This is a genomic window from Actinomadura scrupuli (assembly GCF_050971785.1).
Lineage (GTDB): Bacteria > Actinomycetota > Actinomycetes > Streptosporangiales > Streptosporangiaceae > Actinomadura_E > Actinomadura_E scrupuli.
This window is the reverse complement of the sequence record NZ_JBPCCU010000011.1, coordinates 176,875-200,594: the sequence shown is the minus strand read 5'-3', so window position 1 is coordinate 200,594 and position 23,720 is coordinate 176,875. Positions and strand designations below refer to the sequence as shown.

The 23,720-nt window shown below is 72.6% G+C and carries 22 protein-coding genes; 9 read left to right on the top strand and 13 right to left on the bottom strand.

Annotated features, from left to right (window positions below; genetic code table 11):
* Positions 1-522, top strand: coding sequence for a nitroreductase family deazaflavin-dependent oxidoreductase (locus ACRYCC_RS36985; protein ID WP_433818716.1), 522 nt, complete (start codon positions 1-3; stop codon positions 520-522).
* A gap of 39 nt (positions 523-561) precedes the next feature.
* On the opposite strand, the gene ACRYCC_RS36980 is transcribed toward ACRYCC_RS36985, so the two are convergent.
* The 10 genes from ACRYCC_RS36980 to ACRYCC_RS36935 form a co-directional block, all read right to left on the bottom strand.
* Complete coding sequence (locus ACRYCC_RS36980; RefSeq protein ID WP_433818715.1) at positions 562-1,383, bottom strand: enoyl-CoA hydratase/isomerase family protein; 822 nt, start codon at positions 1,381-1,383, stop codon at positions 562-564.
* A gap of 75 nt (positions 1,384-1,458) precedes the next feature.
* A complete protein-coding gene (locus ACRYCC_RS36975) occupies positions 1,459-2,499 on the bottom strand; it encodes a phosphotransferase family protein (protein ID WP_433818714.1) in 1,041 nt (346 codons plus the stop codon).
* On the bottom strand, positions 2,496-3,581 hold the full coding sequence (locus tag ACRYCC_RS36970; RefSeq protein WP_433818713.1) for a TIGR03857 family LLM class F420-dependent oxidoreductase: 1,086 nt from the start codon (positions 3,579-3,581) through the stop codon (positions 2,496-2,498). Before ACRYCC_RS36970 ends, ACRYCC_RS36975 begins: the two co-directional genes overlap by 4 nt.
* 15 nt (positions 3,582-3,596) lie before the next feature.
* Entirely contained in the window at positions 3,597-4,802 is a 1,206-nt protein-coding gene (locus ACRYCC_RS36965; RefSeq protein WP_433818712.1) for a cytochrome P450, read from the bottom strand.
* Between the two features lie 76 nt (positions 4,803-4,878).
* Entirely contained in the window at positions 4,879-6,066 is a 1,188-nt protein-coding gene (locus ACRYCC_RS36960; RefSeq protein ID WP_433818711.1) for a cytochrome P450, read from the bottom strand.
* Between the two features lie 32 nt (positions 6,067-6,098).
* Positions 6,099-6,914 carry an SDR family oxidoreductase gene (locus ACRYCC_RS36955; protein ID WP_433818710.1) on the bottom strand — a complete coding sequence of 272 codons (816 nt, stop codon included), beginning with the start codon at positions 6,912-6,914 and terminating at the stop codon, positions 6,099-6,101.
* Positions 6,915-6,967: 53 nt separating this feature from the next.
* A complete protein-coding gene (locus ACRYCC_RS36950; RefSeq protein WP_433818709.1) occupies positions 6,968-8,434 on the bottom strand; it encodes an aldehyde dehydrogenase in 1,467 nt (488 codons plus the stop codon).
* Positions 8,435-8,612: 178 nt separating this feature from the next.
* On the bottom strand, positions 8,613-9,758 hold the full coding sequence (locus ACRYCC_RS36945; protein ID WP_433818708.1) for an acyl-CoA dehydrogenase family protein: 1,146 nt from the start codon (positions 9,756-9,758) through the stop codon (positions 8,613-8,615).
* A gap of 46 nt (positions 9,759-9,804) precedes the next feature.
* Positions 9,805-11,082, bottom strand: coding sequence for an acyl-CoA dehydrogenase family protein (locus tag ACRYCC_RS36940; RefSeq protein WP_433818707.1), 1,278 nt, complete (start codon positions 11,080-11,082; stop codon positions 9,805-9,807).
* A complete protein-coding gene (locus ACRYCC_RS36935) occupies positions 11,079-11,825 on the bottom strand; it encodes an enoyl-CoA hydratase/isomerase family protein (RefSeq protein ID WP_433818706.1) in 747 nt (248 codons plus the stop codon). The genes ACRYCC_RS36940 and ACRYCC_RS36935 overlap by 4 nt, the downstream gene beginning before the upstream one ends.
* 123 nt (positions 11,826-11,948) lie before the next feature.
* Between ACRYCC_RS36935 and ACRYCC_RS36930 the strand changes: the two genes are divergently transcribed.
* From ACRYCC_RS36930 to ACRYCC_RS36910, 5 genes are all read left to right on the top strand, one after another.
* Positions 11,949-13,214: an FAS1-like dehydratase domain-containing protein gene (locus tag ACRYCC_RS36930; protein ID WP_433818705.1), complete on the top strand. Its 1,266-nt coding sequence runs from the start codon at positions 11,949-11,951 to the stop codon at positions 13,212-13,214.
* On the top strand, positions 13,211-14,395 hold the full coding sequence (locus tag ACRYCC_RS36925; RefSeq protein ID WP_433818704.1) for an acyl-CoA dehydrogenase family protein: 1,185 nt from the start codon (positions 13,211-13,213) through the stop codon (positions 14,393-14,395). Before ACRYCC_RS36930 ends, ACRYCC_RS36925 begins: the two co-directional genes overlap by 4 nt.
* A 201-nt stretch (positions 14,396-14,596) precedes the next feature.
* A complete protein-coding gene (locus ACRYCC_RS36920) occupies positions 14,597-16,141 on the top strand; it encodes a class I adenylate-forming enzyme family protein (protein WP_433818703.1) in 1,545 nt (514 codons plus the stop codon).
* Positions 16,138-16,932, top strand: coding sequence for an enoyl-CoA hydratase/isomerase family protein (locus tag ACRYCC_RS36915; protein WP_433818702.1), 795 nt, complete (start codon positions 16,138-16,140; stop codon positions 16,930-16,932). Before ACRYCC_RS36920 ends, ACRYCC_RS36915 begins: the two co-directional genes overlap by 4 nt.
* A 155-nt stretch (positions 16,933-17,087) precedes the next feature.
* On the top strand, positions 17,088-17,348 hold the full coding sequence (locus ACRYCC_RS36910) for an RpnC/YadD family protein (protein WP_433818701.1): 261 nt from the start codon (positions 17,088-17,090) through the stop codon (positions 17,346-17,348).
* A 75-nt stretch (positions 17,349-17,423) separates the two neighbouring features.
* Here ACRYCC_RS36910 and ACRYCC_RS36905 read toward each other — a convergent pair whose 3' ends face one another.
* On the bottom strand, positions 17,424-18,287 hold the full coding sequence (locus ACRYCC_RS36905; RefSeq protein ID WP_433818700.1) for an enoyl-CoA hydratase/isomerase family protein: 864 nt from the start codon (positions 18,285-18,287) through the stop codon (positions 17,424-17,426).
* 82 nt (positions 18,288-18,369) lie between these two features.
* Here ACRYCC_RS36905 and ACRYCC_RS36900 point away from each other — a divergent pair, with 82 nt between their 5' ends.
* On the top strand, positions 18,370-19,644 hold the full coding sequence (locus ACRYCC_RS36900) for a CaiB/BaiF CoA transferase family protein (protein WP_433818699.1): 1,275 nt from the start codon (positions 18,370-18,372) through the stop codon (positions 19,642-19,644).
* 19 nt (positions 19,645-19,663) lie between these two features.
* On the opposite strand, the gene ACRYCC_RS36895 is transcribed toward ACRYCC_RS36900, so the two are convergent.
* Positions 19,664-20,224, bottom strand: a complete 561-nt coding sequence (locus ACRYCC_RS36895; protein ID WP_433818698.1) for a methyltransferase family protein — start codon at positions 20,222-20,224, stop codon at positions 19,664-19,666.
* 59 nt (positions 20,225-20,283) lie between these two features.
* Between ACRYCC_RS36895 and ACRYCC_RS36890 the strand changes: the two genes are divergently transcribed.
* Positions 20,284-20,868 (top strand): TetR/AcrR family transcriptional regulator, encoded by a 585-nt coding sequence (locus ACRYCC_RS36890; RefSeq protein ID WP_433818697.1) that lies wholly within the window; start codon positions 20,284-20,286, stop codon positions 20,866-20,868.
* Positions 20,869-20,934: 66 nt separating this feature from the next.
* On the opposite strand, the gene ACRYCC_RS36885 is transcribed toward ACRYCC_RS36890, so the two are convergent.
* Entirely contained in the window at positions 20,935-22,617 is a 1,683-nt protein-coding gene (locus tag ACRYCC_RS36885; RefSeq protein ID WP_433818696.1) for a FadD3 family acyl-CoA ligase, read from the bottom strand.
* A 128-nt stretch (positions 22,618-22,745) separates the two neighbouring features.
* On the opposite strand from ACRYCC_RS36885, the gene ACRYCC_RS36880 reads away from it, so the two are divergent.
* Entirely contained in the window at positions 22,746-23,657 is a 912-nt protein-coding gene (locus tag ACRYCC_RS36880) for an SDR family NAD(P)-dependent oxidoreductase (RefSeq protein WP_433818695.1), read from the top strand.
* Positions 23,658-23,720 lie beyond the last annotated feature (63 nt).

The window sequence follows — 23,720 nt, the reverse complement described above, 5'->3', positions numbered from 1 at the left end:
ATGCCCGCAGCCCAGCCGGCCCCGCCCGCGCGCCGGAAACGCCCCGGCGGGCTCGACTCGCCGATCGTGCCCAGGATCCTCAAGGTGGCGTCACGGCTGAACGTCGCCGTCTACCGCGCCACGGGCGGCCGGGTCGGCGGCAAGTGGCGGATCGGCAGTGCCTTCCCCCGCGGGGTGCCGGTCTGCCTGGTCACCACCAGGGGCCGCAAGACGGGGATCGCCCGTACCCTGCCGCTGCTGTTCCTCTCCGACGGCGACCGGGTGATCCTGGTCGCCTCGCAGGGCGGGCTGCCCCGGCACCCGCTCTGGTACCGCAACATGGAGGCGGACCCGGAGATCACCGTGCAGGTCCGGCGCGAGGTCCGGCGGATGCGGGCCCGTACCGCCGGCGCCGCCGAACGGGCGGAGCTGTGGCCGCGGCTGGTCGCGATGTACCCCGACTTCGAGACCTACCGGTCCTGGACCGACCGGGAGATCCCCGTCGTCATCTGCGAGCCGTGGCCCGCCGCCGCTCCAGGGTGACGCGGGAGCGACGGCGGGGACCGGCGGCGCCCCGCGGGCTCAGCGCAGCCGCCAGTCGATGCGGCGCCCCGAGCTGAAGTCCTGCTGGCCGTCGGCGAGCAGCTTGTCGTCGATGGCCAGCGTGAACAGCGTCCTGCCGACGTCGAGTGCCTGCCGGTAGCCGAGCTCCTGGGCGTACCACACGGCCCGCACGGTGGTCTGGACGGCGAGCGGGGGCTGGGACGCGATGATCTCCGCGGCCCGGCGGGCCGCCTCGTGCAGCTCGCCGGCGGGGACGACCTCCTGCACCAGCCCCACCTCGTACGCGCGCCGGGCGCTCATCCGCTCGTGCGAGCCCATCAGCGACATGCGCATGACCTCCCCGAGCGGCATGCGCTGCAGCATCGCCATGGGTTCGAAGACCGCGGCCATCCCGTAGGTGGTGTGCGGGTCGAAGAAGGTCGCGTGCTCGGCCGCGATGATGAACTCCACCTCGCCCAGCAGGTAGAACGCGCCACCGCAGGCGATGCCGTTGACGGCTGCGATCACGGGCTTCCACAGGTCGCCCGCGGTCTTGGGCGGCAGCAGGTCGCCGGGCTCGTTGTGATGCAGCGGGGTGCCGCCGCGCTGGCCGATGTCGGTGGGCCGGTCGGGGTCGCCCACCGCCGCCGCGGTGCGGTCCAGGCCGGAGCAGAAAGCCTTGTCGCCGGCGCCGGTGAGGACGATCACCCGTACGTCGTCGTTGTCCCGCAGCTCGCGCCAGCACTCGTGCACTTCGTGGAGCATCCGCAGGTCGAAGGCGTTGTGCACCTCGGGCCGGTTGAGGGTCACCCACGCGACGCCGTTGCGCTCCTCGTACTTCAGGGTCTGGTAGCGGGACATGCGAGTACGTCCTCCAGTGGCGTTCGCCGGGCCGCCCGGGCACGCCGGGCTCGCGGTGGGTCGGATCGCGGGTGGTCAGATGAGGTCGAGGGTGCCGAGTTCGCGGATCGCCGCGCAGGATCTGGTGGTCATGGTCAGGAACATCCGGTCGCCGCGCTCGGTCCGGGCACCGTACGCGCAGCCGAGCACGGTGATCAGCGGCCCCTGCAGCGCCGCGAAGCGGTAGTCCTCGAAGCACTCGCCGGGATCGTAGCCCTCGACACCGTACGCGGTGAGGGCCGAGTGGTAGGTCTCGACGAGGGACCGCTCGTGAGCCCTTCGCTCCGCGGGCGTCAGGCCGGTGCCGAGGAAGTACGCCAGGTCGCGTACCGGGTGCCCGATGCTGAGCGTCTGCCAGTCGACCGCCACCACACCCGGTTCATCTCCGGGCGGGAAGAGCAGGTTGTCCAGCCGGTAGTCGCCGTGCACCAGGCCGAACCGCTCGGGCCGCCCCAGTACCCAGGCGGCGACCCGGTCCGCGACGTCGTGCAGGGTCCGCACGTCCGCGTCGGAGAGCTCGCCGGCGAAGCGCTCGACGAAGGTGTCGGTGGCCGGCCGGTAGACCTCGCCCAGGGTCCTGGCGTCCTCCTCACCGACGGCGCTCATCCAGGGCAGCTCCAGCAGCGCCGGATCGCACCAGCGGGGGCCGTGCAGGCCCGCCAGGTTGACCACGGCGTCGGCGGCCTGCCGGGGCGTGCACCCCGCGAGCTGGTCGCCCTGCGCGGACGGCGAGAGGTCCTCCAGCAGCAGCACGAAGGTGGTGCCGTCGTCGGCCATGGCGCTGTAGTGGCAGGCCGGAGTCCGTACGGCGACGGTGCCGGCCAGCTCGCGGTAGAACGAGACCTCGGCGCGGTAGGCGGGCCCGAGGAAGGAACGGGCGGCCGGGTCCGCGGCGGCCAGCTTGGCGATGAGCCGCGCGGGCGTCCCCGCCCCGTCGAGGGTGAGCCGGTAGCAGGCGCCGATCTGGCCCGAGCCGACCGCCTCCCAGGTGACCGAGGTCACCGGCGTGCCGAGGGCCGTGCTCAGCCACTCCGGGGTGAGGTGCTCCGGGGCGTCGATCACGGTGGTGGTCGTCATGGCCGGCTCCGTCCCGGGTTGAGGTCGGGGGAGTCGCTCAGGCCGCTCGGCCGGACCTTGCGGTAGGCCTCGACCACGGGCGCCACCTCGGCGGGGGTGACCCCGTGCAGGATCACCCCGTCGGCGCCCGCACCGAACTGGTCGACGATCCGGCCGGCGCAGCGTTCCGGGCCGCCGGTCGCCGAGGCGGCCAGCCACTCGTCGGGGAGCAGCCCTGCCAGCCGCTCGAGCTGTTCGGTCGTGGCGATCGCGTCGAAGGCCCCGGGGAAGCCGGCCACCAGTTCGTCGGCGCGGAAGCGTTCCAGCACCGCGGGATCCCAGCCGTTCACGCGTACCAGCAGGTCACCGTACCCCTGCAGGTAGGTGGCCAGCCGGCCGACCAGTTTCCGCAGCCGCAGCTCCTCGTCGATGTGGTCGCCGACGGTGGCCAGCACCGACCACACCCGCACCTGCGCGGGGTCGCGTCCGGCCAGCTCCGCGCCGCGCCGGACGGAGGCCACCGCCCGGGCCAGCGTCTCGTCGGTGAAGAACGTGTGCAGCACCACCCCGTCGGCCACGCCGCCGGCGAACTCCAGGGTCCGCTCGCCCATCGCCGTGAGCATGATCGGGATGTCCTCGTCGAACGCGGAGTCCTGGTTGAGGTAGGGGAAGCGGCCCGCCGGGCCGTCGTGGCCCACGATCGCCTCGCCGTGCCAGAGCCGGCGCATGATGCCGATGAAGTCGGCCAGCTGGGCCTGGGTGACCCGGGGCAGGCCCATCACGTCGAACAGCATGTCGAAGCCGCGGCCGAGGCCGAGCGCGAACCGCCCGCCGGTCAGCCGGTGCATCGTCGTCGCGAACGTCGCGGTGAGCAGCGGATGCCGGGTGTTGTGGTTGGTCGCCGCGGTCGCGACGCCGAGCCGTTCGCTCACCGCCCCCGCGGCTCCCGACAGGGTCGCGGCCTCCTTGGTGTTGAACCGTTCGGAGAGGAAGACCGCGCCCAGGCCGAGCCGTTCCCCCTCGCGCACCTCCGCGATGAGGTCACGGGGTGTTCCCGAATGCCCGGCGAGCCCGTAGAAACCGAGTTCTCGGAGGTCGTCCACGTGGTCGCTCCCTTCTCAAGCCGTCACACGCGGTGCGGGGGTGAACCGGACCTTGAGGCTCTCGTAGCCGGAGACGAAGTTGGCGGGCCGGTGGGCGGGCTCGGTCTGCTCCACCGGCTCGATGTCGGGCAGCCGGGCCAGCAGCCGTTCGAACATCACCTTGAGTTCGAGCCGGGCGAGGCTGTTGCCCAGGCAGAAGTGCGGGCCGTTGCCGAAGGCGATGTGGTCGTTGGGGGTGCGCTCGACGTCGAAGCGGAAGGGATCGGGGAAGACGTCCTCGTCCCGGTTGGCGGACGGGTAGAGCAGCAGCACGTTGTCGCCCTCGCGGATCCGCTGCCCGCGGAGCTCGTAGTCCCGGGTCGCGGTGCGGTTCATGTTCTTGATCGGGGAGACCCAGCGGAGCATCTCCTCGACGGCGGTGGGGATCTTGGCGGGATCGTCGATCAGCTTCCGCCGCTGGTCGGGGTGGACGCACAGCTGGTACATCCCGCCCGAGATCACGTGCCGGGTGGTCTCGTCGCCCCCGATCAGGATGAGCAGCGACTCCTGCACCAGCGAGTCGTGGTCGAGCCGGTCGCCGTCCACCTCGGCGTGGACCAGGACGCTCAGCAGGTCGTCCCGGGGGCAGCCGCGCCGGTCCTCGATCGCCCGGCCGGCGTACTCGGTGAAGCCGCCGAACGCCTCACCGGCCTTCACCAGCAGGTCCAGGTCGTCGCCGCCGGTCAGCGCGCTGACCATGTCGTCGGACCAGGTCAGCAGGGTGCTGCGGTCCGTGGGCGCGACGCCGAGGGCGTCGCCGATCACGATCAGCGGCAGCACCGCCGCGACGTCGCTCACGAAGTCGCACTCGCCGCGCTCGCACACCTCGTCGATGATCTCGTCGCACACGCGCCGCAGGTAGCCCTCCTGGTCGGCGACCCGGCGCGGGGTGAATCCGCTGCTGACCAGCTTGCGCCGCATCTTGTGCCCCGGATCGTCCATGTCGATCATCATCGGCATGGGACCGGTGTCGGCCCGGATCCCCTGCGCGCTGGAGAAGACCTCGGGCAGACGCGAGACCCGTCTCAGATCCGCGTGCTTGGAGATGCCCCAGGCGCCGCTGTGCTCGTCGTGGTACACGGGGGCGTTCTCGCGCATCCAGCGCAACTCGTCGTGGGGATCGCGGCCCCAGAACTCACCGCTGATCAGGTTGATGGCCTGGTTGGTGGGGTGATCGGGCATCGCCGGTCGTTCCTTCCCGGTCGGTCGGCAGATCCGTGGCTGGCGGGGGCGTGGCGGGGCGTCGCGGCCCGGCCGTTCAGACCGTGGCGGACCGCTCCACCAGCAACGGCAGGCTGGACAGCCCGCGGACGTTGCTGGAGTAGTGCCGCTCCACCCCGTGTTCGTCGAAGGTGAAGTCCGGGAACCTCTTGAGCAGCTCCTCGAACGCCACCCGCGTCTCCAGCCGGGCCAGGGAGGCGCCGAGGCACAGGTGCCGGCCGAAGCCGAAGCTGACGTGGCGGTCGATGTCGCGGTGGATGTCGAACAGTTCCGGGTCGGGGTACTTGCGCTCGTCGTGGATGGCTGAGCCGGTGATCAGGATGACCCGCTGCCCGGCCGGGACGACCCGGCCGTGGAGTTCCACGTCGCGCAGCGTCCAGCGGCCCTGGTAGTGCGAGGGCGGGTCCCAGCGCAGCATCTCCTCCACGGCGTTCGGGATCAGCGACGGGTCCGCCACCAGTTCGCGCCGCTGGTCGGGGTACCAGCTGAGCGCGATGACCCCGTTGGGGATGAGCTTGGCGACCGTCTCGTGGCCCGCGAAGGCCAGCTCCAGGAACCGGGAGGCCAGCTCGCTGTCCTTGAGGGAGCGGAGGTTGCCGTCCTCGTCCTCCACCTCGGTGTTCATGAGCAGGGTGATCACGTCGTCGCCGGGGTCGCTCCGCCGGGCCTTGACCAGCTCGGCGAGCAGCGCCCACAGTTCCGCGCTGGCCTCGTAGGTGTCGGGCGACGTGGTCATGTCCTCGGTCCGCACCGCGATCCGGTCGCTGAGCTCGTGGATCCGCTCACGGACCTCCACCGGGATGCCGATCAGCTCACTGATGACGTCCAGCGGAAGCCGGAAGGAGAAGTCCTGTACGAGGTCGAACCGGTCGGCGTCGCGCACCTTGTCGAGCAGGTCGGCGGCGGTCCGGCGGATGAAGGGCTCCAGCAGGGCGATCCTGCGGGGCGTGAACATCCGGGCGACGATCTTGCGGTGCAGGGTGTGCTCGGGGGGATCCTTGACGATCAGGAAGGGGGCTCCCTGGTCGGCGCCCTCGATGGTCACCCCGTGCGCGCTGGAGAAGACGTCGGTGTCGAGGTGCGCGGCGATCACGTCGTCGTACCGCGAGAGCGCCCAGAAGCCGACCTCCTCGTTGTGGTACACGGGGGCCTCGTCGCGCAGGCGCCGGTAGACGGGGAAGGGGTTGTGCACGGTCTCCCGGACGAAGGGGTTGTACTCGACCATGGGGCGCTCCTTGCTCGGGACGGGTCGACGGGTCAGCCGGCGGTGGGAGAGGCGGGGGAACCGGCCGCGGATCGGTCGACGGCGTTGTCGAAGGCCCCCACGACGGGGGACGGGGAACGGATGACCAGGTGGTCGAGTCCCACTCCGGGATGGTCGGCGGCGGAGGCGATCACCCCGAGGAGGACCTCGGCCGCGTCCTCGGGGGACATGAACTCCTCCTGCGCGAGGCCGCGTACGCTCCAGTCGGTCAAGGCCCTGGTCAGCAGCCCGGGCTCGAAGTCGGCGCCGAAGCCGGTCGGGAACGTGGCCCCGACCGTGACCTGGGTGAAGCGGATCTGCGGGTGCTCGACGCGCCAGGCCTCGATCAGGCGGTCCAGGGCCGCCTTGCTGGTGGCGTACGCCCCCAGTGCCGTGCGCGGCTGCCGTACGGTCTCCGAGGACAGCGACATCACGATCGCCCTCGGGGCCAGCACCGGCGCGCAGGCCTGGAGGAGCTGATGGGTGCCCACGACGTTGGTCTCGAACACCCGCTGCCAGTCCTCCGCGCCGGTGTCGGCGATCATGCCCAGCGTGGCGACGCCGACGCAGCCCACGAGCACGTCGATCCCGCCGAGCCGGTCCCGGGCGAACTCGGCGAGCCGGGCGCAGTCCTCCGTCCGCCGGACGTCGGCGGCGACGGGCTCGCCGCCGCCCGCCTCGGCGCACGTCTCGTCCAGGCGGTCCTTCCGGCGGGCGGACACCAGGACCCGTGCGCCCTCCTTGACCGCGCGTACGGCCATGGCCCGGCCGATGCCCGCGGAGGCACCCGCCACGACGACCCGCTTGCCGGCCAGAGATCTGCTGCTCATGGACTGGTCATGGTCCTTTCCTGGGTTCCGGCGTCAGATCGGCGCGGACCTGCTCAGCCGGCCTCGGCGATGGTCTTGATCTCCAGATACTCCTCGAAACCGGCCACGCCGCTCTCCCTGCCGACCCCGCTCTGCCGGTAGCCGCCGAACGGCGCGTCGGCACCGTAGAACAGGCCGCCGTTGACCGAGATGGTGCCGGTGCGCACCCGGTCGGCCACCGCGCGGGCGCGTTCCGCCGAGGCGCTGATCACCATGCCGGACAGGCCGTAGCGCGAGTTGTTGGCGATCCGGACCGCGTCGTCGTCGCCGTCGTGGGCCAGGACGGCGATGACCGGCCCGAAGATCTCCTCCTGGGCGACGGTCGCGTCGGGGTGCACGTCCGCCAGCACCGTCGGCTCGACGTGGTAGCCGGTGGGCAGGCCCGCCGGGATGCCGCCGCCGAGGACGACCCGGGCCCCCTCGGCCACGCCGCGCTCGATGTGGCCCAGGACCCGGCGCCGCTGGACCTCGCTGATCAGCGGGCCCATCAGCACACCGGGGTCGGTGGGGTCACCGCACGGCCAGCCGCGCAGCGTGTCCACCAGCATCTCGAGGCCCTCCTCGTAGCGTGCGCGCGGCAGCACCAGGCGGGTGAGGATGGCACAGCCCTGCCCGGCGTGCGTGGTGATCTGGAACGCGGCGTTGCCGACCACGGCCTTCATGTTCGCGTCGTCCAGCGCCAGCAGCGCGGACTTGCCGCCGAGCTCCAGGAAGACCTTCTTGAGGTTCGCGGCGCCGGCCGTCATCACCTTGCGGCCGGTCGTGGTCGAGCCGGTGAACGAGATCATGTCGACGCGACCGTCCTCGGCGAGCGACTGGCCGATCTCGTGCCGGGAGGAGGTCACGACGTTCAGCACCCCGGGCGGCAGGTCGGTCTCCTCCGCGGCCAGGCGGCCGAGCATCGTGGCCGTCCACGGGGTGTCCGGCGCGGGCTTCAGCACGACGGTGTTGCCCGCCGCGAGGGCCGGGCTGACCTTGGCCAGGTTGATCTGCATCGGGAAGTTCCAGGGCGTGATGGCGCCGATCACCCCTATCGGCTCCCGCTGGAGGTAGCGGTGGGAGCGGATGCCGTACGGCTCGGCGACACCGAGGTCGGTGATCCACGAATAGCCTTCGGCCAGCTCCGCCACCCAGCCCAGCCCCTCGACGGGGGTGTCGAGCTGGGCGCCGTGGGTGAGCGTCACCGGAGACCCGGTCTCGGCCACGATGGTCGAGCGCAGCTCGTCGGCGTGCTTGACCAGCGCCTGCTGGAGCTGCCGCAGGCACCGGACCCGGAACGCCGGGTCGGTGGACCAGCCGCCGTCGTCGAAGGCCCGGCGCGCGGCGGCGATCGCGGTGTCGAGGTCGGCGGCCGTCCCGTCTGCGGTGACACCGATCACCTCTTCGGTCGCCGGATTGACGTTGGGGAAGGTGCCCCCGTCGGCGGCCGTCACCAGCCGGCCGTCGATCAGCATCCGTTCGGTGCGCCCGACGCCCGACATGAGACCTCCAGAGGTTGCGCAGCCGCTGTCGCCGACCGGGACCGAGGCGGCGTCGAGCCTTTGATCTGAGACTTGATGATGTATATTATCGCCAATTTTCCCCATCACCAACGGTGGGCCCCCCACCGCTGTCGCCCGGTCCGTGACCGGGTCCGAGGCGGTCTCCGGCAGGCCGGCCTCACCGGGCGAGGGCCTGCCGGGCGATGACCACCTGCTGGACCTGGCTGGTGCCCTCGTAGATCCGGAACAGCCGGGCGTCCCGGTAGAACCGCTCGACGGCGACTCCGCGCATGTAGCCCGCACCGCCGTGCACCTGGACGGCCCGGTCGGCCACCCGGCCCACCATCTCGCTGGCGAAGTACTTCGCGCAGGACGGGCCCATCCGGGTGTCGGTCCCGTCGTCGAAGGCCGCCGAGGCCGCCAGCACGAGCGACCGGCCCGCGTACACCTCGGTCTGCGAGTCCGCGATCAGTCCCTGGACGAGCTGGAACTCGGCGATCGGGCGACCGGACTGCCTGCGCTCCAGCGCGTAGGAGACGGTCTCCTCCAGCAGCCGCTGCGCCATGCCGACGCAGAGGGCGGCGATGTGCAGCCGGCCGTGCGCGAGGCAGCGCATCGCGGTGAGGTAGCCGTTGCCCCGGCCCACGGCGCCCCCGACCAGCGCCTCGTCGGGCACCATGACGTCGTCGAGGTGGACCTCGGCGGTCCAGGCGCCGTGCTGGCCCATCTTCTGGTCGCGCGGGCCGACGGTGAGGCCCGGCGCGTCCCGGGGCACCAGGAAGACCGAGATGTCACGGGAGGCCTTCTCGGTCTCGCCGTGCCGGGCGAACACCATGAACAGGTCGGCCACCGGCGCGTTGGTGATGTAGCGCTTGCTGCCGGACAGCACGTGGCCGCCGTCCACCCGCCGGGCGGAGGTCCTGAGCCCGGACGGGTCGGAGCCCGCCTCGTCCTCGGTCAGCGCGAACGACGCCGTCCACTCGCCGGACGCCAGCCGGGGCAGGTACGCCTTCCGCTGCTCCTCGGTGCCGCCCTCCAGCAGCACGTGCCCGGCGATGCCGTTGTTGGTGCCGAACAGCGACCGGAAGGCGGGCGTGGTGTGGCCGAGCTCCATGACCAGGCGGGCCTCCTGCGCCATCGACAGGCCCAGCCCGCCGTACGCCTCCGGGATCGCGAAGCCGTACAGCCCCATCCGGGCCGCGGCCTCCCTGAGCTCCCCGGGCATCTCGTCGGTCTCGTCGATCCGCGCCTCGAGCGGCACCACCCGCTCGCGCACCAGCGTGCGCACCGCGTCGATGATCCCTCCGACATCGGCGTCGTCCACCTGGACCCCTTCCGTACCTCGCTCTGCACTGTCATCGCCGGGCCGGTCAGCCGCGGGGGACCTCGCGCCACGGCCGGCCCTCCCAGGGGTCGGGCTCCTTGGGCAGCCCGAGCACGCGTTCGGCGAGGATGTTCTTGTTGACCTCCGACGTCCCGCCCTCGATGGTGTTGGCCCGGCTGCGCAGCATCCCGCGCACCTGCGCCGGCATCGACTCGGCGTAGCCGCCGGGCTCGCCCTCCCAGGCGGTGGCCGACAGCCCGAGCATCTCCGCCGCCGCGGCCTGGATGCGCTGGTTGAGCTCGGAGCCGTGCACCTTGCCGACCGAGCTCTCCGGGCCCGGCGGAAGGCCCGCCTTCAGCCCCGCGCGCACGCGGGCGTTGGTCCAGCCCCTGATCTGCTCCTCGCACCACAGGCGGACCAGCCGGTGCCGGGTGGCGGTGTCCTCCCAGCCGCGCGGCAGTCCCAGCTCGGTGCGCTCGCGGGCCAGCCGGATCAGCCGCCGCGTGCCGGAGCCGCCGATCCGGTCGACGCCGCCGGAGCCCGAGCCGGACACCATCTGGCGTTCACCGCTCAGCGTGGCCCGCGCGACCCGCCAGCCCGCACCGACCTCGCCGACGCGCTGGGAGTCGGGCACGAGCGCGCCGTCGAGGAAGACCTCGTTGAAGTCGACCTCCCCGCCGAGGTGGCGCAGCGGCCGGACGTCCACGCCCGGCTGGCGCATGTCGATGAGGAAGTAGGTGATGCCCTTGCGCTTGGGCACGTCGGGATCCGTACGGGCGAGCAGCACGCCGAAGTCGGCCAGGTGCGCCCAGGTCGTCCACACCTTCTGCCCGGTGATGCGCCACCCGTCGCCGTCGCGCTCGGCCCGGGCCGCCAGCGAGGCCAGATCGCTGCCCGCGCCCGGCTCGCTGAACAGCTGGCACCACACCTCCTCGTTCGAGACGATCCTGGGCAGGAAGCGCAGCCGTTGCTCGTGCGTGCCGTGCTCGAACAGCGCCGGGGCGGCCAGGTTCAGGCCGAGCGGGTTGAGCCGGGGCAGGTGGTAGGGCGCCAGCGCGCGCTCGGCGGCCCGGGCCAGCGGGCGGGCCCAGCCCAGCCCGCCGTAGACGGCCGGCCACTGGGGCACGACCAGGCCGCTGCGCGCGAACGCGGGATACCACGCCCGGTACTCGTCCGGAGTGCGCACGGACCGCACTGCACTCGGGCCGCCCCGCTCGGCGGCCGTCCGCCAGGCCGCCGGGAGCTCCGTCGAGAGCCAGCGGCGGACGGCGTCCGCCACGTCCTCTTCCGTCCGGCAGCCGGTCAAGGGCAGGTCCCCGCTCAACGCCGTCCTCCTCTCGCCTCGGTCAGGCCCACCTCGAGCGAGCGCCACAGCGCGCGTTTGAGACCGCTGACCACCTGCGGATCGTTCGTCGCGATCAGCTCGCCGAGCCGCTGCGCGGCCGGTCGCAGCTCCCCGGGCTCGACCACCTCGCTCACCCAGCCCAGCCGCCGCGCGTCGTCGGCGGTGATCCGTTCGTGCGCACCGGTCAGCGCCATCCGGGCCACCGCGGTGAACGACGCGCGCCGGGCCAGCCCGATCGTTTCGAAGGCGCTCACCTGCCCCACGCTGACGTGCGGGTCCAGGAACGAGGCCGTGGTGGAGGCGAGCACCAGGTCGGAGTCGGCCACGAAGTGCAGGCCGCCCCCGGCGCACACGCCGTTGACGGCCGTGATGATCGGCTTCGTGACGCCCAGATGCCATCCGGTCAGCCGCAGCTCGGCCCGCCTGGTACGGCGCGACATCTCCCTCAGCGCCTCGGGCCGCCTGCTGAGCTGCCGCACGTCCAGACCGGTCTGGAAGGCGCGGCCGGCTCCGGTGACCACGATCGCCCGTACGCCGGGGTCCGCTTCGAGGTCCGCCCAGGCGCGGGGGAGCTCGTCCATCATCTCGGCGTCCATCGCGTTGCCGACCTCGGGCCGGGCGAAGGTCAGCCAGCCCACCGGCCCGCGCCGCTCGACCAGCAGTGTCGTGCCGGAGGGCCCCGTGGAGCCGGTGCTCTCGCCGTCCGCCGATGAGCCGGTCATCGCCGCGCCTCCTCGGTGCCGTCCGGATATCCGCCGCCTTGAAGCTCTATCATAGTAATGATAGAGATGTAAGCGCTTCGAGCACCGACCGACACGACGGCGGCCCCGCTGCCGACAGACGGGATGGACGACTTGGCGACCGCCGGCACGATCACGGACGAGGGCGTCGCGCTGCTGCGCACCCGGATCGGCGTCCCGCAGCTGTATCCGGCACCGCCGCACTACCGCCGCCCGGGCGAGGACGCCTTCCGGCACGTCGCGCGCTCGTACGGCGACGACAACCCGCTGTGGTGCGACCCCGCCTATGCCGAGGGCACCCGGTGGAAGGGCGCGCTGGCGCCGCCGGCCCTGGTGGGCGGCGACAGTCTCATCGGCGAGGACGCGCTGACCGAGGAAGAGGTGGCCCGGCAGCGCGAGCTGCGCGGCGACCCGCTGCGCGGAGTGCACGCCTTCTACGCGGCCAGCGAGCGCGAATGGTGGGCCCCGCTCACCGCCGGCCACCGGATCTTCCGGCGTACGGCGCTGGTGGGCGTCGTCGACAAGCCCAGCGAGTTCGGCGGCCGCGGCGTGCAGGAGTGGACCGCCCAGGCCTTCCGGACCGACGACGGCACCCTGCTCGGCGCGCAGTACCGCATGATGTACCGCACCGAGCGGGAGAAGGCCCGCGAGCGCAAGAAGTACGACGCGGTCACCATCGAGCCGTGGGACGAGGCGGCGATCGCCGGTCTGGACGCGCAGTACGCCGCGGAGGGGCCGCGCGGCGCCGAGCCGAGATGGTGGGAGGACGTCGAGGTCGGCGACCCGGTCGGCCCGCTGGTGAAGGGCCCGCTGACCGTCACCGACATGGTCTGCTGGCACGTCGGCATGGGCATGGGGATGTACGACGTCGCGCCGCTGCGCCTGGCGTACCGGAACCGGCAGCGGATCCCGCGCTTCTACCACCGCGACGAGCTGGGCGTGCCGGACGCCATGCAGCGGGTGCACTGGGATCCCGCGTTCGCCCGCAGGTCGGGCAACCCCACGACGTTCGACTACGGGCGGATGCGCGAGACCTGGCTGATCCACGCCTGCACCGACTGGATGGGCGACGACGCCTGGCTGTGGCGGTTGCGGGTGGAGTTCCGCAGGTTCAACTACGTCGGCGACGTGCAGTGGGCAGAGGGCGAGGTCACCCGCCGCTACCTCGCCGAGGGCGGCCGGCCCGCGGTCGACCTCGACCTGCGCACCCGCAACCAGCGAGGCGAGATCACCTCTCCGGCGAGCGCGACCGTACTGCTGCCCAGCAGAGAGCACGGGGCGGTCCGGCTGCCCGGCCCGCCTGGCCGCGCCACGACGCTGGAGGCGGCGTTCGACGCCACCATCGGCCGGTTCGCCCAGGAGCGGGCGTGACCGGCGCGGCCCGCCCGGCCGGCGGCGCCGATGAGCTGCGCCTGCTGCGGGAGACCGTGCGCGAGGCCCTCGACGACCTGTCCCCGCCCGCGGAGGTCCGGCGGCAGATGGAGACCGCGGGAGGCTGGGACCCGAAGACCTGGCGCCGGCTCTGCGGCGAGCTGGGCCTGGCCGGGCTCGCCGTCCCCGAGGAGTACGGCGGGAGCGGCTTCTCCCCGGTGGAGCTCGGCGTGGTGTTCGAGGAGGCCGGACGGTCGCTGCTGTGCGCTCCGCTGCTGGCCACGGCGGCGCTGGCGGTGCCGCTGCTGCTGACCCTGGACGACGAGCCGGCCCGGCGCAGGTTCCTGCCCGGACTGTGCGACGGCTCGCTCGTCGGCACCGTGGTCACCTCCGACCGGACCGGCCGGCTCCTGCCCAATGGTTCCTGCGCCGAGGTGTCCGAGCGCGACGGCCGGCCGCTGTTGCACGGGGCCGGCGGGTTCGTCGTGGACGGCGCCCGGGCGGATCTGATCCTGGTCCCGGCCCGGACCGGCGAGGGCCTGGCCGTGTTCGCGGTGGAGGCGGGCGCTCCCGGCCTCACCGTGACCCCGCTCGTCACGCTCGACCCCACGCGCAAACAGGCCAGTCTGACGTTCGAGGGTGTGCCCGCGACCCGGCTGGGCGCCGCGGACGCCACCGGCGCCTTCGGCCGTGCCCTCGACATCGCCCGCGCACTGCTCGCCGGTGAACAGGCCGGTGGCGCCGGTCGCTGCCTGGAGACCACGGTGGAGTACGCCAGGTCGCGCGTCCAGTTCGGCCGTCCGATCGGCAGCTTCCAGGCGGTCAAGCAGAAGGCGGCGGATCTGCTCATCCGGGTGGAGTCGGCACGCTCCGCCGCCGCCGCGGCCGCGCAGGCCGCGGCGGAGAGCCTCGCCCGCGACGGCGCCGCGAAGGACACCTCCCTCGCCGGCGACCTCCCCGACCTGCCGGATCTGGCGGTGGTGGCGGCGGTCGCCAAGGCGTACTGCTCCGAGGCGTTCGTGGCGGTCGCGGCGGAGACGATCCAGCTGCACGGCGGGATCGGCTTCACCTGGGAGCACGACGCGCATCTGTACTTCAAGCGCGCGTGGACGAGCGCGGAACTGCTCGGCGGCCCCGACGAGCACGTCGAGAGCCTGGTCCGGTATCTCGCCGAGCTGTGAACCGTACCGACCCGGGCCCGGCCGCCCGCCCCTCCGGCCCCCGGCCGCACGCCTCCGGCTCCCGGCCGCGCGCCGGCCGGTGCTGCGGGGGGCGGGCGTGCAAGGTCACCACGGCCTCCGGCCGTCCGGACGCCGCTTCGCGAATGGCCACCGTCGGATCGGAGCCGGCCCGCCGGCCGGGTCCGGACTAGAGGAGGAGCGATGTCCGAGCGCACCGAGAGGCCGCCCGGCGGTCTCGCCGGGGGAGGCCTGGCGGCCTTCCTGACCGGGCATCCCGGAAGCCCCGAGACCCCCGTGCTGCACTGGAAGGACGGCGCGCTGACGCTGGGCGAACTGACCACGGCCGCCCGTGCCCTGGCCGGCCGGCTCGGCCCGGTCGCCCGCGCTCCGGTCGCCTGCGTCGTGGACGGCGGAGCGAGCGCGGTCACCGCGATGTTCGCGACCTGGCTCGCCGGTGGCGTCTGCGTCCCGGTCAACTCCCGCCTCAGCGACGCGGAGGTGCGCGACCACCTCCTCGCGGCCGGGCCCGCCGCGGTCGTGGTGGGCCCCGCACACCTCGACCGCGTCCCCCGGCACCTCAACCGCCTGGTGGAGCGGGAGCCACGGTCGTGGCTCCCGGAGCCCGCCACGGCGACCTGGGCCGGAGCTTCGTTTCCCGAGGACGCCGCCCTCGTCATGCGGACCTCCGGCACCACCGGAGCGGCCAAGCCGATCGTGCTGCGGCACGACGGCGTACGAGACGGCATCGACACGGTGATCGCCCGGTTGCGCGGCGGATCGGCGCGGAGTGCGGCCCGGCCGCCGATGCCCAACCTGATCCCCAGCTCGCTCGCGCTGTGGGCGGGGATCTGGAACACGCTCTTCTCGTTCCGCCTGGGCGCCCCGGCGGTGCTGCTCGACCGGTTCGACACGAGGGACTACGCGGAGGTGGTCCGGAGGTTCGGGATCAGATCGACGATTCTCGCGCCCGCCATGATGACGATGCTGTCGGAGGACCCGCGGGTCACCGACCTCTCGCCGCTGAAGTTCGTCCGGTCGATCACCGCGCCCCTCACCCCCGGCCAGGCCCGCCGGTTCCACGAGCGGTTCGGCGTGGACGTGCTGAACTGCTACGGGCAGACCGAGCTCGGCGGCGAGGTCGTCGGATGGACCGCCGCCGACATCCGGGAGTTCGGCGACGCCAAGCTCGGCGCGGTGGGCCGGCCGCACCCCGGGGTGACCGTCCGCGTCCTCGACGAGCGGCGGGAGGAGGTGCCGGCCGGCGAGCCGGGCGAGATCTGGATCCGCTCGCCGTTCGCCATGCAGGGTGCCGAGCTCGCCTCCGACCGGGTGGTGGACGGCTTCCTGCGCACCGGCGACCTGGGCCGGCTCGATGCCGACGGCTTCCTGTGGATCGAGGGCCGGGTCTCCGACATGATCAATCGCGGCGGCATGAAGATCGTTCCGCAGGAGGTGGAGGAGGTGCTGCGGCGCCACCCGCAGGTCGCCGACGCCTGTGTGGCGGGGGTACCCGACGAGCGCCTCGGCGAGGTGCCGATGGCCTGGATCCAGCCGGTGCCGGGAGAGCGGCCGGACGAGTCGTCGGTGCGGGCCTTCGCGCGCGAGGCCCTCGCGGGCTACAAGGTGCCGGTGGCCGTGCGGGTCGTGGACGGCTTCCCGCGCACCGAGATCGGCAAGGTGCTGCGACGTGCGCTCGTCGCAGGTCACAACGGGACGCTGTCCCCTGAGGGAATGGACTCTCCATGAACTACGAGACCCTCGAGGTCGAGCGTCGCGGTCATGTCGGCTGGCTGGTGTTCAACCGGCCCGACCGCCGCAACGCCATGAACAACGCGATGCGCGACGAACTGCGGCTGGCCTGGACGGAGCTGGCCGACGACCCGCGGGTACGGGTCATCGTCAACGCCGCGCGGGGCCGTGCCTTCCAGACCGGAGCCGACGTCCTCGAGCTGGCGACCGACGGCCAGGGCATGGAGCGCTACCGCCGGTCGGTGGAGGCGTGGGACCTCGGTTTCACCTCCTGGCATCTGAAGATCGACAAGCCGGTGATCGCGGCCGTCAACGGCATCTGCGCCGGTGCCGGCCTGCACTTCGTGGCCGACGCCGACATCGTGCTGGCCGCCTCGGACGCCGCCTTCACCGACCCCCACGTCTCGGTCGGCCAGGTCAGCGCGATCGAGACGATCGGCCTGATGCGCAAGATGCCGGCCGAGGCGGTGCTGCGGATGGCCCTGGTCGGCCGGCACGAGCGGATGAGCGCCGCCCGCGCCTACGAGCTGGGGATGGTCAGCGAGGTCGTCGATCCCCCCGAACGGCTGCACGAGGCCGCGCAGGAGCTGGCCGAGAAGATCGCCCTCAACTCGCCCGCGGCGCTGGCCGCCACCAAGCGGGCGCTGTGGGGCGCGCTGGAACAGGGGCTCACCGACGCCTGCAGGGCTGGCGCCGCGGAGCTGACCTCCCTCTGGGGCCACCCGGACCAGACCGAGGGCCCGGCCGCCTTCGCCGAGAAGCGCGAGGCCCGCTGGAAGACCGACTGACCGCGATGACACGGCCTGGCGGGAGAGGACCTAAGGTATCGATCTGATTACTTCACGTGACCTTCCCGTCACTCGGGCGATCGGGTGACTCTAGCGTCACAGCGTGCTATTGGGCCGCGCTGCCCCTGGAGATCTGGGAGCACCTGGAGAAGCTCATGAAGACCGAAAGCCGTGAATACCTCAGCGAGTGGGCGCGCAGCAACGTCGCCAAGGGCGAGGCCAAGGGCAAGGCCGAAGGTAAGGCGGAGGGCAAGGCGGAGGCGATCTTCACCGTGCTGTCGGCCCGTGGTCTCGAGGTGCCCGCCGACGTGCGGGCCGAGATCGGCGCCTGCACGGACCTGGCTCGGCTCGACGCCTGGATCAAGTCCGCCGTCACCGTGGGATCCGCCCGCGAGCTGCTCGACCTCGACACCTGAGCCCGGTTCCCGATACGGGTGATCCGGCGGGGCGTACCGGGGCGTACCGGGGCGTACCGGGGGGCCCGTGGTGGGTCAGCGGCCGCCGAAGTCGGGGGAGCGGCGCTCGACGAAGGCCTTCATGCCCTCGCGGAAGTCGGGGCTGCGGGAGCTGAGCTCCATCGCGTACGCCTCGTCGGCGAGGTGACGGCGCAGGTCGTTGTCGGGCGAGGCGTTGAGCAGCGACTTGGTCAGCCCGATCGCGACGGTGGCGGAGGCCGCGAGGTCCGCGGTGAGGGCCTCGGCGGTCTTGAGGACGTCCCCGTCGTCCACCGCCCGGTGCGCGATGCCCCATTCGGCGGCCTCGGTGCCGCTGAACTTGCGGTCGAGCATCAGCAGCTCGCGGGCCCGGGCCGGGCCGACGACCCGGGGGAGCAGCCAGGTGCTGCCCGAGTCGGGGGTGAAGCCGCGGCGCAGGAACGGGTACCAGAAGACGGCGTCGCGTGCGGTGACGGTGAAGTCGGCGGCCAGCGCGAGCTGGGCCCCGATGCCCACGGCCCAGCCCCGTACCGCGCAGACGACCGGTAGCTGCAGCTCCAGCAGCAGCGGGATCAGCCGATTGGCCTGGGTGGGCAGGCGGCGCTGGATGCTGCCGGTCCGCGGTCTGGCCTCCCCGGCGGAACCCCTGGCGTTGCGGCCCACGATGTCGAACCCGCTGCAGAAGTCGGTGCCGGCGCCGGTGAGCAGTACGGCGCGTACGTGGTCGTCGGTGCTCGCGGTCTCCAGGTGGCCGATGAGCGCCGCCATCGACGTGTCGTCGAGGGCGTTGCGGTGCCCGGGACGGTCCAGGGTCAGCCGCAGCACGGCACCGGTCACCTCGGCGCCCAGCCCGTCCACCGGCTCGTAACGGCTTCCCATCAGCACTCCCTCGCCGAACTCCCGCCGGACCCGCTCGTCCACGCCACCCGGGCGGACTCGCCCCCCGAGGTAACTTTAATATAATAAACAAAGCCAACAGGAGTCCGTCGACGGGAGACGCCAGGTGACCGAGGAAGCCGAGCCGCTTGGCTCGCGGCTGCTGTCCGGACTGCGCGTGGTGGAGTGCTCGATGCTCGGCCCGGGCGCGGTGTCCACCCCGCTGGCCGATCTCGGCGCGGACGTGATCAAGGTGGAGCCGCCGGCCGGTGACTACATCCGCTCCATGAGCTGGCCCATCATCGAGGGCGACTCCCTGCTGCACCTGCACATCAGCCGGGGCAAGCGCAGCATCACGCTGGACCTGCGCACCGAGGAGGGCCGCGAGACGTTCCTCGCCCTCGTCGCCGTGGCCGACGTGGTTGTCGAGGCGATGCGGCCGGGCGGTCTCGACCGGCGGGGCCTGGGGTACGAGCGGCTCCGGGAGGTCAATCCCCAGGTCGTCATGTTCACCATCACCGGGTACGGCATGACGGGTCCCTACCGTGACCTGCCCAGCCACGGCATCGCCTACGACGCCTGGGCGGGTACGGTCGCGCCCGCTCCCGGCCCCGGCGGGTTTCCGTCGATCCCCGACCACACGTCGATCGGCATCACCGCGGGACCGCTGTTCGGCACCGCGGCCGTCCTCGCGGGGGTCCTGCGCGCCCGGGAGACCGGCACGGGCTGTCATCTGGAGGTGGCCCAGTCCGACGCGGCCGCCGCCTTCGACTGGCTGCGCAGCGAGAGCCACCGCGCCTACCGGCGCCCGGAGTCGGAGGTGACCGGCAACCCGTCGGACGGCTACGAGCGGCGCCCGCCGGGCACCGCCGGCATGGCCGACGGGGTGCGGTACCAGTTCTACGAGTCCAGCGACGGGCACATCCTCTTCATGGCCTCCGAGCGCAAGTTCTGGCAGAACTTCTGTGCCGCCGTCGGCCGCGACGACCTGTTCGAGGCGCGTCCCGGGGCCAGGCTGGCCGACCATGCCCGGGGCGACCTGGAGTTGCGCCACGAGCTCGCGGCGATCTTCCGGCAGCGGACCTCCGCCGAGTGGGTCAAGATCGGGATGGAGCACGACGTGCCGATCGGCCCGGTCAACACCCCGGCCGACCTCGGCGACGACCCGCAGTTCGCCGACCGCATGCCCTGGCAGCCCGCCGACCGGCTGGTGGCCGACCAGCTGCCGTTCCCGGTGCGGGTGGTGGGGGAGCCGCCGCCCGCCGCGACCCGGCCGGCGCCGGCCGCCGGCGAGCACGGCGAGGAGATCCTCCGCGAGGTCCTCGGCTACGACGCCGACCGGATCGCCGGCCTGCGCGCGGCCGGTGCCCTCGGACCCGGCCGGGCCGCCGGATCGCCTTGAGTCGGGTGGGTCCGCGGCGTCATGAGGCCCGCGAGGTCCGGCCCACGTCGCCTGCCGGCGCTCCGGTGCCGGCCTGTTCGTCGTCCGGGTGCCAGGGGCGGAGCCGCGGCCACCAGCCCGGTACCGCCCGCCGGTACCTCTCGTAGGAGCCGCCGAAGCGGCGGGTGAGCGCGGGCTCCTCGTACCAGTGCACGAAGGAGCCGACCGCGACGCCCACGAGCAGGGCGTACGGCAGGAGGACGGGCCTGCCGAGCAACATGGATTGACCGATGATCGTGGCCAGCACCGCGAGGTACATCGGGTTGCGCACGTACCGGTAGAGCCCGCCGACGACCAGCCGCTCGGTGGGTGCGGGCGGCGCCGGAGTCCCGCGGCCCTCGCCGGTGAACCGGATGAACGCATGGACGAGCGCGGCCACTCCGGCGAGGACCAGGCCGGCGCCGAGCACCTGTCCCGGAATCCAGTACGGCGGATGGTGCGCCGCCCAACCGGTCAGCCACCAGGGGACCACTCCCGCCACCACGCCGGGTGCGAGCAGGAAGAATCCGGCGCTTCCCGCGACCGCCTGTGCCGTGCGCATGTCTCGTACCTCTCCGACCATACGGCACCGTATGGTCTACCGTACGGTAGCGTATGGTCATGGCAGAGAGCGGCGCAACCCCCAGACGTCGGCTGGCTCCGCAGGATTGGGCCACGGCCGCGCTCGACGCGATCGCCGAGGGTGGGCTGGCCGCGGTCGCCGTCGAACCCCTCGCAATCCGGCTCGGCACCACGAAGGGCAGCTTCTACTGGCATTTCGCGAACCGTGAGGCGCTGCTGGAGGCGGCCTTGGCGCGGTGGGAGGAACTGCACACGATCGAGGTCAACGCCGAGGTGGAAGCCGCCGTAGCGGACCCGGCACGGCGGCTGCGGCTGCTCATCGAACGGGTGACCGCGCTGGCCGACGGGGACCGTGCCGGTGTCGTGCTGCACGCCGCCGCCGACCACCCCGCCGTCGCCCGGGTGCTCGCCCGGGTGGCGCGGCGGCGCGTCGACTTCCTCGCCGGCCTGTTCTCCCAGCTCGGGTTGCCGGCCGTACGGGCTCGCCAGCGTGCGCTGCTCGCCTACAGCGCCTACCTCGGTCATGCCCAGCTGGCACAGTCCCTTCCGGGGCTGATGCCCGAGGGCAAGAGGGCACGGCAGGAGTACCTCGACCACATCGTCGGGGTGCTCACCGCCCCCTGATCCGGTCCGGCGGAGGGACCGGGCATTCGAGGCCCGATCGCAGGAGGCGGTACTCGCCCCGGCAGGTCATTCCCTCCGCGGGGGCTCGGTGGCCGACAGCCGGTCGCGCAGCACGGTCTTCAGCACCTTGCCCGCGGCGTTGACCGGCAGGTCGGGTACGACGTGGACCTGGCGCGGCACCTTGTAGTTGGCCATGTTCTCCCGGCTCCAGGACAGCAGCTCGGCCTCGTCGATCCGCTGGTTCTTGCGGGGCACGACGAAGGCGGCGCCGACCTCGCCCATCCGGGCGTCCGGTACCCCGATCACCGCGGCCTGGGCCACGGCGGGGTGCCGGCTCAGCACGGTCTCGATCTCCGCGGGATAGGCGTTGAACCCCCCGACGATGTACATGTCCTTGATCCGATCGGTGATCTTGATGCGGCCGGACTCGTCGATGACCCCGATGTCGCCGGTGTGCAGCCAGCCGTCGGCGTCGATGGTCGCGGCGGTCTCGGACTCCTCGTCGAAGTAGCCCTTCATGACGGTGTAGCCGCGGACGAGCACTTCGCCCTCGGTGCCGGGGGGCACGGGCCGGCCGGCCCGGTCGGCGACGACGACCTCCAGGCCGGGGAGCGGCCGCCCGGCGGTGGCCGCCACGGTCTCCAGCGGGTCGTCGTAACGGCACATGGACACGATGGCGCACGACTCCGTCAGCCCGTAGCCGGTCACGATGTGCTCGAAGCCGAGTTCCTCCTTGATGCGGTAGAGGATGGTCGGCGGCACGTTGGCCGCCCCGGTCACCGCCAGCCGCAGGCTCGCCACCCCCTCGGCGCTGAAGCCGGGGTGCTCCAGCATCGTCTGGTAGAGCGTGGGCGTCCCGGGCAGCACGGTGACCGCCTCGCGGCGGACCACCTCCAGCACATGCGGTACGTCCAGGGTCCGCTCGGGCAGGATCGTCGCGCCCACCATGATCGAGACCAGCCAGCCGGCCTTGTAGCCGAAGCCGTGGAAGAACGGATTGACGATGAGGTAGCGGTCGCCCTCCCGCAGGCCCACCACCCGGCCCCAGACCGCGTACGCGCGCAGCGTCTGCCCGTGGGTGCACATCGCGCCCTTGGGGTTGCCCGTGGTCCCCGAGGTGAACAGCATGTCCGAGAGATCGTCCGGGCCGAGGGCGGCCGAGCGCGCGGCCACCTCGGCGGGCGCGACCTTCTCGCCGGCGGCACGGAAGTCCTCCCAGGTGGTCAGGCCGTCGCGCGGGGCGCCGCCCAGCGTGACGACCTGCTCCAGCGCCGGGAGATCTGCGTACGGCCGGCCGCCGCCCGGCCCGCCGGCCGCCGCGGCCAGTGCCGCGGGATAGTCGCGGCCGAGGAACTCGGTCACCGTGCACAGGACGCGGGCCGCGCTCTTGGCCAGCACGAAGGCCGCCTCGCCGCCCTGGAAGCGGGTGTTGAGCGGTACGAGCACCCCGCCCGCGCGCTGCAGGCCGAGCGCGGCGATGATCCAGCGGGCCGAGTTGGGCGCCCAGATCGCCACCCGGTCGCCCTTGGCCAGTCCCATCGCCAGGAAGGCCCGCGCGGCCGCCGTCACCTCGGCGTCCAGTGCCCGGTAGGTGAGGCGCGACTCGCCGTCCACGATCGCCTCGGCCTCCGGGAGCCGCCGGGCGGTGTCCGTGAGCATCCCGCTGGTCGTGCCCCAGCGCAGGTCCGCCCGGGGGTCGTCCGGTCCGGCGGGGCCGGGGTCCTGGCCGGGTCGGGGGTTCGAAGCCACCGTTGCCTCCGGAGTGGGGATCTGAGCTGGAGTGCCCTGCCGTTCAATCTTGAATAACATATATACTCTGCAGGGTCGATGAGCCGTGTTCCCCCGCAAGCCGTCGTGTTACCGCCGAGGAGGCAACCGTGGCCCGTTTGCTCGAGGGCAAGATCGCCATAGTGACCGGCGCCGGTCACGGGATCGGCCGAGGGCATGCGCTGGAACTCGCCCGGCACGGCGCCAGGGTCGTCGTCAACGACCTCGGCACGACCGTGCGGGGAGAGGGAGCCGGGCGGGACGCCGACGACGTCGTCCAGCTGATCACCAAGCGTGGCGGCACCGCGATCGCGGACTACGGGGACATCGCCGACGACGACCAGGCTCAGGCACTGGTCGACCGGGCCGTCGGCGAGTTCGGCCGCCTGGACATCCTGGTGAACAACGCCGGCATCGCCCGGGACAAGGTCATCTGGAACATGCCCGCCGAGGACTTCGACCTGGTGATGCGGGTGCACGTGCGCGGTACCTGGCTGATGTCGCAGCTGGCGGCCCGGCACTGGCGGGGCAGGGCGCAGGCCGGCGAGGAGTTCACCGGGCGCATCATCAACACCACGTCCGGAGCCGGCCTGTCCGGCAACTTCGGACAGACCAACTACGCCACAGCCAAGGCCGCGATCGTCGGGCTGACCCTGACGACCAGTCTGGAGCTCTACAAGTTCGGGGTGACCGTCAACGCCGTGGGACCGGGCGGGATGACCCGGCTGACCGCGACGATGGGCAAGGACCTGAAGGCCTTCGAACCCGACGAGCTGGGCGAGGACGAGTATCACCCGATGGACCCGGCCGGCAGCTCGCCACTGGTCGCCTGGCTGGCCAGCGACGAGGCGCAGCAGGTGACCGGGCAGGTCATCCGAGCGATCAACGACAAGATCCACCTGATGAAGGGCTGGCACGAGGCCGCCACCATCTCCAGCGGTGAGAGGCGGTGGGACGCCACGACGCTGGGCATGCGGATCGCGACCGACCTCTTCGGCACCCGGGCGCCCGGTCTGCGCTGACCGGCCGGGCCCGCACCCGCGCCGTACCCGCCGGGCCGCCCACGCCCGGCCCCCCGCCACGTC

Bases quoted from the DNA above. Each gene is read 5' to 3' on its own strand.
- ACRYCC_RS36960 (WP_433818711.1), bottom strand. From the start codon at position 6,066: ATGGTCGAGTACAACCCCTTCGTCCGGGAGACCGTGCACAACCCCTTC.
- ACRYCC_RS36985 (WP_433818716.1), top strand. From the start codon at position 1: ATGCCCGCAGCCCAGCCGGCCCCGCCCGCGCGCCGGAAACGCCCCGGC.
- ACRYCC_RS36910 (WP_433818701.1), top strand. From the start codon at position 17,088: ATGAAGACCGAAAGCCGTGAATACCTCAGCGAGTGGGCGCGCAGCAAC.
- ACRYCC_RS36890 (WP_433818697.1), top strand. From the start codon at position 20,284: ATGGCAGAGAGCGGCGCAACCCCCAGACGTCGGCTGGCTCCGCAGGAT.
- ACRYCC_RS36935 (WP_433818706.1), bottom strand. From the start codon at position 11,825: ATGACCGGCTCATCGGCGGACGGCGAGAGCACCGGCTCCACGGGGCCC.
- ACRYCC_RS36895 (WP_433818698.1), bottom strand. From the start codon at position 20,224: ATGCGCACGGCACAGGCGGTCGCGGGAAGCGCCGGATTCTTCCTGCTC.
- ACRYCC_RS36965 (WP_433818712.1), bottom strand. From the start codon at position 4,802: ATGCCCGATCACCCCACCAACCAGGCCATCAACCTGATCAGCGGTGAG.
- ACRYCC_RS36975 (WP_433818714.1), bottom strand. From the start codon at position 2,499: ATGACGACCACCACCGTGATCGACGCCCCGGAGCACCTCACCCCGGAG.
- ACRYCC_RS36920 (WP_433818703.1), top strand. From the start codon at position 14,597: ATGTCCGAGCGCACCGAGAGGCCGCCCGGCGGTCTCGCCGGGGGAGGC.
- ACRYCC_RS36930 (WP_433818705.1), top strand. From the start codon at position 11,949: ATGGACGACTTGGCGACCGCCGGCACGATCACGGACGAGGGCGTCGCG.
- ACRYCC_RS36915 (WP_433818702.1), top strand. From the start codon at position 16,138: ATGAACTACGAGACCCTCGAGGTCGAGCGTCGCGGTCATGTCGGCTGG.
- ACRYCC_RS36950 (WP_433818709.1), bottom strand. From the start codon at position 8,434: ATGTCGGGCGTCGGGCGCACCGAACGGATGCTGATCGACGGCCGGCTG.
- ACRYCC_RS36955 (WP_433818710.1), bottom strand. From the start codon at position 6,914: ATGAGCAGCAGATCTCTGGCCGGCAAGCGGGTCGTCGTGGCGGGTGCC.
- ACRYCC_RS36980 (WP_433818715.1), bottom strand. From the start codon at position 1,383: ATGTCCCGCTACCAGACCCTGAAGTACGAGGAGCGCAACGGCGTCGCG.